Annotated in this window: 9 protein-coding genes and 1 tRNA gene; 5 read left to right on the forward strand and 5 right to left on the reverse strand. The window is 69.7% G+C overall.

Annotation, left to right across the window (positions count from 1 at the left end; genetic code table 11):
• Positions 1 to 19: 19 nt before the first annotated feature.
• Positions 20 to 781: an SDR family NAD(P)-dependent oxidoreductase gene (locus tag ACWGKT_RS44200; RefSeq protein ID WP_453278150.1), complete on the reverse strand. Its 762-nt coding sequence runs from the start codon at positions 779 to 781 to the stop codon at positions 20 to 22.
• Between the two features lie 123 nt (positions 782 to 904).
• Between ACWGKT_RS44200 and ACWGKT_RS44205 the strand changes: the two genes are divergently transcribed.
• Positions 905 to 1,513, forward strand: a complete 609-nt coding sequence (locus ACWGKT_RS44205; protein WP_453278151.1) for a TetR/AcrR family transcriptional regulator — start codon at positions 905 to 907, stop codon at positions 1,511 to 1,513.
• Between the two features lie 1,041 nt (positions 1,514 to 2,554).
• Positions 2,555 to 2,734: a hypothetical protein gene (locus tag ACWGKT_RS44210; RefSeq protein WP_453278152.1), complete on the forward strand. Its 180-nt coding sequence runs from the start codon at positions 2,555 to 2,557 to the stop codon at positions 2,732 to 2,734.
• Positions 2,735 to 3,160: 426 nt separating this feature from the next.
• Here the strand turns inward: ACWGKT_RS44210 and ACWGKT_RS44215 are convergent, their stop codons facing one another.
• Positions 3,161 to 4,954: a S8 family serine peptidase gene (locus ACWGKT_RS44215; RefSeq protein WP_453278153.1), complete on the reverse strand. Its 1,794-nt coding sequence runs from the start codon at positions 4,952 to 4,954 to the stop codon at positions 3,161 to 3,163.
• Positions 4,955 to 5,145: 191 nt separating this feature from the next.
• On the reverse strand, positions 5,146 to 5,661 hold the full coding sequence (locus ACWGKT_RS44220) for a hypothetical protein (protein WP_453278154.1): 516 nt from the start codon (positions 5,659 to 5,661) through the stop codon (positions 5,146 to 5,148).
• Between the two features lie 260 nt (positions 5,662 to 5,921).
• Between ACWGKT_RS44220 and ACWGKT_RS44225 the strand changes: the two genes are divergently transcribed.
• The gene (locus ACWGKT_RS44225) at positions 5,922 to 6,581 is read left to right on the forward strand and encodes an ATP-dependent DNA ligase (protein WP_453278155.1); all 660 of its coding nucleotides are present in this window, start codon (positions 5,922 to 5,924) and stop codon (positions 6,579 to 6,581) included.
• A 191-nt stretch (positions 6,582 to 6,772) separates the two neighbouring features.
• Here the strand turns inward: ACWGKT_RS44225 and ACWGKT_RS44230 are convergent, their stop codons facing one another.
• A complete protein-coding gene (locus ACWGKT_RS44230; protein WP_453278156.1) occupies positions 6,773 to 7,225 on the reverse strand; it encodes a hypothetical protein in 453 nt (150 codons plus the stop codon).
• A gap of 390 nt (positions 7,226 to 7,615) precedes the next feature.
• On the opposite strand from ACWGKT_RS44230, the gene ACWGKT_RS44235 reads away from it, so the two are divergent.
• Positions 7,616 to 7,690, forward strand: a tRNA-Gln gene (locus tag ACWGKT_RS44235).
• An 830-nt stretch (positions 7,691 to 8,520) separates the two neighbouring features.
• On the opposite strand, the gene ACWGKT_RS44240 is transcribed toward ACWGKT_RS44235, so the two are convergent.
• Positions 8,521 to 9,414 (reverse strand): LysR family transcriptional regulator, encoded by an 894-nt coding sequence (locus ACWGKT_RS44240; protein WP_453278157.1) that lies wholly within the window; start codon positions 9,412 to 9,414, stop codon positions 8,521 to 8,523.
• Positions 9,415 to 9,506: 92 nt separating this feature from the next.
• Here ACWGKT_RS44240 and ACWGKT_RS44245 point away from each other — a divergent pair, with 92 nt between their 5' ends.
• The gene (locus tag ACWGKT_RS44245) at positions 9,507 to 10,595 is read left to right on the forward strand and encodes an alcohol dehydrogenase catalytic domain-containing protein (protein WP_453278158.1); all 1,089 of its coding nucleotides are present in this window, start codon (positions 9,507 to 9,509) and stop codon (positions 10,593 to 10,595) included.
• Positions 10,596 to 10,829 lie beyond the last annotated feature (234 nt).

The following is a 10,829-nucleotide window of genomic DNA, read 5'->3' on the forward strand; positions in this document are numbered from 1 at the left end:
TTGTTCTCAGGACTGGTGGTCAGGCCTGCTCAGTGGGGCGTACGAGCAGTTCACCGACAGCCACGTGCCGGGGGCGGGTCACGATGTAGCCGACGCTGTCGGCGATGTCCTGGCTCTGGAGGCGCTCGATGTCACCCAGACCGGCGGTGAGTGCCTGCTGGACGACTTCCGGGTTGTGCGTGCGCAGTTCGGTGTCGACGCTGCCCGGCTCGATGACGGACACACGGACGTGCTGGCGTGCCAGTTCCTGGCGCAGCGACTCGCTGAAGGCGTTGACGCCGAACTTGCTGGCGCTGTACACGGCCATCATGGGGTAGGCGGTCCGGCCGTTGAGGGAGCTGATGTTGACGATGTCGGCGACCTGACGCGGTGCCTCGGCGGCTGCCTTGGCCAGGTGTGGGACGGCCGCGTGGGCGGTGTACATCAGGCCCATCAGGTTGATGTCGATCATGCGTTGCCAGTCGTTCAGGTCCGCGCCGGGGACGGGCCCGAGCAGCATGAGGCCGGCGTTGTTGACCAGAATGTCCAGGCGGCCCAGGCCCTCGACGGTCCGCTCGACCGCTTCCGCGGCGGCCTGGGCGGTGGTGATGTCGGCGGGCACGACCAGGGCCTTGCCGCCGGCGCCCGTGATTTCCGCGGCGAGGTCGGTGAGCCGGTCCTCACGTCGGCCGACCAGGGCCACCGAGGCACCCTCGCGGGCGAGCTCCAGGGCGGTGGCATGGCCGATGCCGCTGGAGGCCCCGGTGACCAGGGCGACGGTTCCTTCGAGACGACGAGTCATGGTTCAAACCTTTCGGTGAACGGCCACGTTGCTTCGGGCCGTGGGGGGTAGGGAGTGACAGCCCTGGTGGGGTGGAATGGAGGTGGAGGCCACTCAGGGCGGGCCCAAGGGCAGAATGGGGAAGTGAGTACTACTGGGCAGAAGACAACCAACGCCAAGCGTCAGGAGAGCACGATCGAAGGAGACCTTCCTCCTCGCGAACGTCTGGTCCGGGCGGCGTCGCGGCTGTTCTATTACGAGGGCGTCCGCGCGATCGGCGTGGAGCGGCTGATCGCCGAGGCCGGGGTGACGAAGGCGACCTTCTATCGGCACTTCGCCTCCAAGGACGACCTGGTCGTGGCGTATCTGCTGACCAAGGACGCCTACTACAAGGAGGTGGCCGAACCGCTGGCCGCCGGACACCCGCCCGCCGAGGCGATCGACCTGATCTTCGAGGCGATTGCCGAGCACGCCCGCGAACGCGGCTTTCGCGGATCTCCGTTCATGAACGCGGCCGCCGAGTACCCGGACGCCGACCATCCGGTCCGCGGCCTGGTGACGTCCCACCGCAACTGGATCCGCTCCCTCTTCCAGGACCTGCTCACCCGGCTCGGCCACGCAGACCCGGAGTCGGCCGCCGGTGCGCTGCTGATGCTCTACGACGGCGCGATGGCAGCCGGCTACCTGGACGACTCGACGGCCGCCCACAAGACCCTGCGGGACGCGGTCCGGCTGATCCGGTCGGGAGGCTGACCCCGTCGGAGCGGCATCAAACAGCGACTCCGTACGAGGCCCCGGCCGGGCCGGGGCGCGGATTGGTTTCACGGAACTTGATCTCTCTTCGATGTGCACCGGCGACGTACTGGCATGTCTCCGCCCGGAGGCAGCCCAGCTGGGAAGTCCGACAGACCGCCTCCCAAGGAGCAGGAAGACCGGTCTTTCTACCTCTCGACGATAACCCCCTTGCCGCCCGCGCGCCACCGATCGACCCGCTTGTGGGATCCCTCACGAGTTACCGAACCTGTCACAGCGGCGAAGCGGGGTCCGCCGTGCAGTGAAGGGGCCCGGTCCACTCGGGTTTGTGCGGAGTTTCTACAGGCACTCTCAGTCGCATGACCAGGCGAAAGCGTCATGGATTCCGGCCCGACTGTGCCCGCATCGACTTGAGCATTTCCGCGGATGGGGGCGATTCCCGGCGGAAGTGGAGGCAGGTGCGGTGCCTGGATCCGCTCGGACCGTGCCCGTTCTGCCGCCCGCGTCCCCTTCCGCTGCCCCGTGGCGGACGGTGCGACGCAGATGGCGGTTGGCGCGTGGCGACATCCAGGAACCCCCTTCGGTGAGGCTGCCTTCATCGGGCGCGGCCAGGGACTGTTCGCCAGCCCGCATGCCGGCCGCGTTGTGATCCCGGTGAGTTCCGCCCGCGTCACACCAGAGCCCTACCCTCAGCCACCGTCAATGTCGCACGTCCCGCGGGCACTTCGCCGCCTGCGAGGGGCGATGTCCTGCACTTCACGCGGGCCGGAAGTCTATGTAACAGATGCTCGATGATGGACTGAATCTGCGTGAAGGTGTTTCTAATGTCCGCGAAACAAGCATCTTTGCGCACCGGAGGGGATATGCGGCTTGCGCGAGTGGCCTTGGCGCTGTTGTTGTCCGTTCTAGGACTGGGAGCATTGGCGCAGCCCGCAGCTGCGGCTGGGACGATGGGGGCCGTGGTGCCCGTGCCTGCCCATCTGGGACTGCCACGGTGGAGCCAACCAGCGCTGGACCCTCACCCCCGCAGGGGAACTGAAGGTGACTGCCAACGGCACCACCAAGTGCCTCGACGCGGTCCTTTGGTTCGGGGTGGTCGCTGCCGTCCCTCCTGGCCCCGAACCCAAGTCGGAAGGCGTGCTGGTCGGGGTCGAAGATGCCGGGCTGCGGCGTGGAACCCCGGCCGACCGTATGAAGGGCACCGTCGATGGCTCGGTCTGAAGGCGAGTAGCTGACTGGTCGTTTACGGCGCCGACTGGTCCGAAGCAGCCGCTGCCGCTTCGGTGCTGCGGTAGGTCTTGGTGACCGAGGCGGTTGTGTACGTCAGGGAGGTGACAACGTCCTCGGCGTCGATTTCGACGACCGTGCGCCGCTGGCCTTCGCTGTCGTCGAAGGTGCGTTGCTGCGGTGTGGGCGAGCCGGCAGCCGCCCGGGGTAGGCGGTGCGGCGCCTGGTGACCGGCTGCCGCGGCGGCGGGGGAGGTGGCTGAGGATCCGCACCCACCCGGTCATCAGCCGCACCCCAGAGCTCTTGGGCTGCACTGGGGTGCGGCGGGCTTCCGTCCCCTGGGTGGAGGCGGCGGCAACCGGGGGCGGAGCAAGAGGGGGCCGTGATGATGTCCGGGTCCTGCGGCAGCAAACGGTGCTGTCAGGTACCGGACCGGGCACGGCTGTCGGCTGCGTACGGGTCGGCCTGCCAGCTGGCGGGGATCCCGAGGGCGGTGGGCGCGTCCGCGATCCCGGCGCCCGTGCGGGGGTCCGTGCCCGGCAGGGGGCGGCAGGCCGTGCGCAGCAGCAGGTACAGGTGGTCGGCGCGCGCGGCGGTGCGGGGCATGACCTGGGTGCGCAGATGGTCGTGGTGGGCGAGGAGCAGGGCGGCCAGGCCGGTGGCGTGGGCGGCGGCGATCGCGGTGCCGTCCACTGCGGTGTAGCCGTCACTCGGCGCCGTCGTGATCACCGCGGCGCCTGGGGCGACCAGGTCCACGCCGGGCCCGGTCGGGGTGAACGGGGCCGGAAACGGGCCGGGCCATGGTGGCTGCACCGCGGCGAGTGGGCTGCTCGCGGGGTAGGTGCCGCTATGTGCGAGCGCCCCCACGCTCAGCACCCCCGGCAGGGTGGCCGGGTGGGTCACGGGCCCGGCACTGTCCCCGGCCGGTGCAATGAGAGTGATCCCGGCGGTGTGCGCGTCGGCCAGTTTCCAGGCGGCCAGCTGGGACGGGGTGGTGTAGGCGAGGTTGAGCTGGGCGATGTCGATGTCGCGGGTGATGCAGTAGTCGACCGCTTCGAGCAGGTCGCTCAGGTGACCGCCGGGGAAAAGTTTCAGCGCGTGCAATTCTGCTTCTGCGGCGATCCCGGTGATGCCGGTTCGGTTGTCCGCCGCCGCGATGATCCCGGCGCACCACGTACCGTGCCCCGTGGCGTCCACGCCCCAGGTGCCGTTGGTCGCGCCGGTGAAGTCGTGCCCGTGTTGGACGGTGTCCTTCAGGTCCGGATGGCCGGTATCCACCCCCGAGTCCAGCAGGGCGATCCTGATGCCGTGGCCGCGGTAGGTCGGGGGAATCTGGTTGAGCCGCATCGCCTGGCTGCCCCAGCCCGTCAGTGCCCGCCCCGGGAAGCCCTCGAAGGTGTCCGACAGGGCCTGCACCTCAACCACCGCCTCGCCGCCTGCGGCGGGTCGGGGGACGTTGGTGCGCGCCGGCCAGTAGCCGGATGGCGGGCGGACGAAGAGCACCTGCAGGGTCTCGGGGGTGTCCGCGGCGAGGGTCAGGGACACCCGGCCGTCCGGCCCGGTGACACCGTGGATCGGGCCGCCGCTGCCGCTCGCCCACACGTGGGCGCCGACCACCTCGTCCTGGTCGCTGCCCGTCACGCGCACCGTGAGCCGCTGAGGCTCTTCCAGGGTGACGGCCAGCATGGGGTCGATCACCGGCACCGGGCCCAGACCCACCGGCGGGATGGGGAGGTAGGACAGCGGCTGGTCGATCTCCACGACCACCTGGGGGTTCGCCGCCAGGGCACGCGCCCGCCCCTCCGGCATCCTCACGACCGCCACCGGCGGGCAGGCCGGATGCGGCTCCGCGATCGCCCCCAGACCCGGCGAACGCGACGGCCGCACCTGCGCCACCGGCTCCACGTCCGGGTCTTCTTCCAGCAGCGCGAGCAGCGCCGAGGCCTCAATCGGGGGCACCCCGACCGGAAGCAGTCCCAGCGGTCGGGGTGCGACCAGGTACCGGCCCCAGTCCGCCTGCACACTCCGCCCACCAGCCCGCTGCTGTGCCTGCTGGGCCGCCTCGTGTGGCTGCTCGTCCCCACCGGCCGTACCCGCCGCGCCCGCGGCAGACGGCTGCTGCCCGCTCTCGCCCGCCGCGGCTTGCGCACGGGCACTCTTCCCACCCTTGCCGCCATTGCCCGGCTTCATGCTGTTGCCGTCCTGCTCACTCATCACCCAACCGCCGTCTCACGCGAAGAAGTCGTCGCACGCCGCCCGTTGTCAAAACTGCCGCCGACCAGGGAGCGGGCGTGCTCGCGCTCGCTCGGCCGACGTGCTGCCGCGCCGTCCCGGCACGGCAGCATCCGGCCGGGCAGCGCCCTGCTCGCCCATGGGAGGGGAGCGGACGCTGCCCGGCCGAGGACTCACATGCCCTGCGGCGACAGCTGCCCGAACTGCGGCTGATGCACCAGGCCCTGGAACCGGCCGCCCTGGCCGAGCGGAATCTGCGGCTGCAGGCCGGGAAGCTGCCCGGACTGCGGCTGCTGCCCGTAGCTGCTGTCGGGGCCCTGGCCTGTGATCTGCGCGAGCGCGATGTGCACGGCGGGGGTGATCCGGCGCGCACACTCGGTCAGCACATTGCTCCATGCGTGCGGCGGGATCTGCCCCTGCGCCTGGACCGCCATCAGGAGCTGCGGGTCCATCCGCAGCTGCTCCACCACCGCCGTGACGGCCGTTGCCGCGCAGCTGAGCGACACCGCCGTCACCAGCAGCGACAGCTGCTGCCCCTGCTGCGCGCACGGCTGCTGGCCAGCCTGGCCCCACGGCTGCTGCTGTCCGTACAGCGGCTGCGCGAGCGGGGGCTGGCCGAGCAGCTGCTGCTCGCCGTAGGGCTGCTGGATCTGCGGCTGGCTGACCTGCCGGGGGGTGTAGACCGACATGCGCCACTCCTCCTCGAGTCTTTTTGGGACGCACAGGCGAAACGGCGACCAAAAGGCCCGGCCTGCCGCCACCGAGCAGCAAACCACCAACCGGCCAAGAACACATTCCGGGACATACCGCCAAGCGATGGAGCCACCCGAGGGGCGCGTGTGACGCTCAGCCCAGGGGTGGGGCCGTCCTGTTCGCGAGCGGTCGGTGGCACCGAGGGAAGGGCGGGTGGCCCGGGCGGTCCACGGGGCGCAGGCTGGGAAGCGTGAGTATGGATACGCCCTCTGACGCCGAGGGTGCGTTGCCGTTGCTGGCGCCTATGCTGGCGGTGATCGGCCCGCCGCCCGGGCCCGAAACCGAGGCGGAGTACGCGTACGAGACGCTGTGGAACGGAGCGCGGGTCATCGCCCATCTGCCCTCCGACGGGGGCCTGCGCCTGCTGTCCCAGGCCGGTTTCGACGTCACCGCCCAGTACCCTGAGCTGCAGACCCTCACTTCCCTGCTGACGGGTCCGGAAGCGGTGCTCGACGGGGAGATCGTCACGCTGGATGAAGACGGGCGGCCCTTAATGGAGCGGCTGCAGCAGAGGATGAGTCTGCACCAGCCGGAGGCGGTCGCCCACGCCCTTGAGGACCTGCCCGTCCAGCTGATGCTCTACGACATCCTCTACCTGGGCGAGCCCGTCGTGCAGCTGCCCTACACCGCCCGCCGCGACCTCCTCGACGACCTGGGACTCGCCGGTCCCGGCATCGGCGTGCCGGCGGCCTGGCCCGCACTCGCCGCCCAGGCCCTCCAGCACAGCCTCGCCGAGGGCTTCGACGGCGTGGTCGCCAAACGTCTTGCCAGTCCCTACCTTCCCGGCCGCCGTACCCGCGACTGGATCAAAATCAAGCACATGACAGCGGAGCGGACGTCCACAGCAGGGGGTTAGCGCGCTCGCGGTGGAGATTCACGCGGACGGCGCGACCTCGCGGGGGACGTTGTGGGTCTGCTGGCATCGCGGGCAGCGTCCGTCCGGCTGTTCGCCGGAGAGGCGGTCGGCGGCCACGGCTCGCGCTTCCACGGCTGCGCGGTGTGCCCGGGAGCGATTCCCGGGCACACCGCACAGCGCGACGCCTCAGGTCAGCCGATGCCGAAGGGCTGACTCATCTGGCCGATGCCGAAGCCGGGCTGCTGGTACTGCTGCTGGTACGGCTGGCCGAACTGCGGCTGGCCGAAGCCGCCGCCCCACTGCTGCTGGCCCTGCTGCTGGCTCTGCTGCACCAGCGTCAGGATCGCGGTCGGCAGTGCCTGCTGCACGGACTGCTCCACAGCGCTGCGCACGCCCTGGATCAGCGTCGTGTGCAGCGCGACGGCCAGGTACGGGTGGGCCTGGTGGGCAAGGCCCTGCTGCTGCAGCTGCTGCTGGACCTGCTGGATCTGCTGCAGCGTGTGCTGCATGCGCTGTGCGATCTGCTGGCTCGCCTGCTGGCAGGCCTGCTGGATGGTCTGCTGGACGACCTGCGCGAACTGCTGCTGGCCGCCGATCTGCTGGCCGAACTGCTGCAGGGGCGGGGTACCGGTCATCACCGACATGAAGGCTCCATTCGATGCCGCGGGGGAAGCCGATATAGGGACTATATTGGCTTTTTCGAAATGATTCCGACGCGCTGAAGCTATGGTGACGTCGCCCCGCCCGCAATCGGGCGAGCCGCTCAGAAGCAAGGAATCCCCCCGTTCGGATCCGACGACCGCCCACCCTTTGCCGCACTCATGGCGTCATGGAGCTGCGGGCGACAGTCACGAATCGTGTCACCTCGACATGGGACTCACCACTCACGAGGGCCTCTCCTGCAACAACCCGCCCGACACGCCCGGCGCACATCACGGAGCATCACGGAGAGTGTGCGTAGATTAGGCAAGGCCGCACAGCGATACGCGGTGGGGCACAACCGGTTGGCCGAGCTCCGCAGTCTTCGGGGCAAATGGGATATGGGGTAATTGGCAGCCCGACGGTTTCTGGTTCCGTTAGTTCAGGTTCGAGTCCTGGTATCCCAGCCAGCGTGCGTGCCGCCCATCACGGGAGGCACAGACGAAGCCGGAACGGGGTGGTGGTTCCGGTCGTCCGGAGCGGCAGGTCGGCGATCCGGCGCTGCAACGGGCCGCCAGGGCTTCACGCTGGCGATGATCACGGAGCCCCGGGCATCGCCCACCGGAAGGTAAACGCGGTTCAGCAAGCACGCCCGCCGGCACGGCGGTTACCACCGTGGGCACCGCCATCGTCAGTACCACCACGCGCAGTCGGCACAACCAGCCGGCAACGTCGCGCCTCGCACTGGCCAGCGCATGCGACTCACCGTTTCGCCGGCCGAACAACGCACAGCACCAGCGACAATCTCCGCCGGCCTTGTCCAGTCAGTAGGCACCGGTCAGCTGAGCGAACACCACACCGTCTCCTCATGCCCCCTCAGCGCTCACGCAGTGTTCGGCGGCGGCATCCAGTTCGGGGCAGCGAGCCAGGACGTTCTTCAAGGCGGCGCGTGCTTCCTCGCTCAGGGCCGTGGCAGTTCGCGGTGCAGGTGGTTCGCGCGCGGAGCAATGCGTCGGCCTGCACGCCCAAGACCGTCACTGGGCCCAGCCCGGGACAACGGGGCCATACTTGACCTGATGGGGCGTCATCCTCGCCTGTGCGGTGGCGGGATGTGCGCGGTCTCATGCGAGCCCGAGCCTCGCAGCCGAACACCGCTGTAGCCCTTCGCGACCTCCTCAAGATCTGTGCCAGAAACGAGATTTGACGTCATCGAGTTGCTGGCCAGGGCGGCGTTGAGATACGTCCGGTGATTGGCCGTCGTGAGGCCGTGCAACAGGTGAGGGTGATCCGTGTCGGCGGGTCAGACGGCCGAGGCAATCGCTCGAGTGACAGCCGAGATTGCCGGGGCTGGTCGGCCGGGAAGCCGCGCCATGAGAATCCGGCGGACTTCGGGAGGTACTCCGTCCACTCGCAGCAGACTCACGCCGTGTGGCACCACCGCCGACATCCGGGACGGGACAGTAGTCACGCCGAAACCGCCGGCGACCAGCCGCAGTTTCGTCAGCCAGTCGCTCGTGGTGTGGACGATGCGTGGCCGCCCGGGCAGGCCGGGCCAAACTCCTAGCAGAGGTTCGGCACTCGATGACGGGGTGGCGATCCAGGGAGCATCGACGAGCTCATCGACGTGCACCGCGGTGCGGCCGGCGAACACGCCGGTGGCCGACGCCCCTACCAGCAGTTCGGTGTCCTCGACCGCTTGGATGTGCAGCCGGGGGGACTCTCCGTCCGACGGCCGGTGCGGAGGGCGGGATGTCAGCACGGCGATATCGATCGAGCCGGCCCGCAGGGCCCGGAGCAGGCCGGGCGTGGTGCCCTCACGAGTCGTGACCGTGATGTGCGGGCCTGCCGTCGCAAGTCGTGTGAGCACACCAGGAAGGGTCACTACCCCGGCGCTGGGGAACATCCCCAGCCGCACCAGTTCCGTCTGCGAAGCGAGCCCGGTCAGGTCGTGCTCGGCCGCTTCGACCGAGTCGATGATGGTGCGAGCGTGCCGGAGCAGGGTCAGACCGGCGGGAGTGAGCTGCACCCCGTCGAAGCGGCGCTCGAACAGGACGGCGCCCACGCTCCGCTCAAGGGCAGCCGCCTGGCGTGAGACCGCCGACTGGGTGTAGCCGAGCTGGGAGGCCGCCGCGGTGAAGCTCCCCGACTCGGCGACCTGCCGCAGAACCCTCAGAGCCGTACTGGAGAAGTCCATGCGCACTACGCATACCACAGATGCGAGATCGTCGCTTGGCGCATGTCTTATGCGCTCCTAGCCTCAAGACAGGCGATCAAGGAGGTCAGCAGATGCGAGCAGCAGTCCTGACAGAGTTCGGTGCCCCGCTCACCGTGCGGGAGATGCCCGACCCCGGGGCGGGCGGCGGAGAGGTGGTGGTCAAGGTCCTCGCGACCTGCGTCCTCCCATATGCCGAGGAGGTCTTCAGCGGCCGGCGGAACTACCCGCTCGAACCCCCTGTGGTCCCAGGTCCCGGTGGCGTGGGACGGGTCGTCCACGTTGGCCCGGATGCCACCCGGCTGCGCATCGGGGACCTTGTGTGGTGCGACTGCACGGTCCGCTCTCGCGACGACGTGCTGACCCCTGACATCATGCTGCAGGGCTGGAGCTCCCGCGGCGACGGCGGCGCCAGGCTCGCCCGGCACCTGCATGACGGGTCGTTCGCCGAGCTCATGCGGGTGCCCACGGAAAACGTGTACCCACTGCCCACGGAAGCGGAGGACAACCCCGCGCGGTGGTCCTCGCTCGGCGTGTACGCCATCCCCTACGGAGGACTGCAGGCGGGCGGACTCGGAGCCGGCGAAACGCTGCTCGTCAGTGGGGCCACCGGCAACCTAGGCAGCGCCGCCGTCGCTGTGGCCCTCGCCATGGGGGCGGGCCGCGTGATCACGCCGGGCCGCAACCGCGCCGCGCTCGACCTGCTCGCCGGCCGGTTCGGCCCGCGGGTGCGCCCGGTGGAACTGGCCGGAGACGAGGCCGCCGACCGCGCGGCCATGTCCGCGGCCGCCGACGGCCCGATCGACATGGTGATCGACCTGCTCCCGCCCACCGCACCCAGCACGGCAGCGCGCGCTGCGGCGATGACCGTCCGCGAGTACGGCCGTGTCGTCCTCATGGGGGGCGTCGGCATGATCGGCGGTGCGGACCTCGCCCTTCCCTACCCGTGGCTCATGCGTAATTCGGTCACCGTGCGCGGACAGTGGATGTACCCGCGCTCGGCGAACGCGGGCATGATCCGACTCATCGCGTCAGGTGCGCTCGATCTCGATCCCGAACGAGTCCGGACCTTCCCTCTCGACGCCGTCAACTACGCTGTTGAGTACGCCGCTGCGCATCGCGGGCCGTTCGACCGCACCGACCTCACCCCGCCAGCCGGCTGATGGCCGTGTGACGCACCCGGAGGGGTGTGCCGCCCCCTCACGCGCGGTGGGTTCTCGGTGCCGCTGCCATTTCCCGTGAGCACCTGTGGGCCTCAAGGTCGTGGGCTGCTGGCCAACAGGTGAACAGGCGCTGCTAGACGAGTCATTCCGAATGCTGACGGTGCGTCTGGGAACACAGACAGGGCGTCCAAGATCGATCTGTGACGAATGACCTGGACGCCCTGCTGACCGCAC

The organism is Streptomyces sp. NPDC054794, assembly GCF_053611585.1.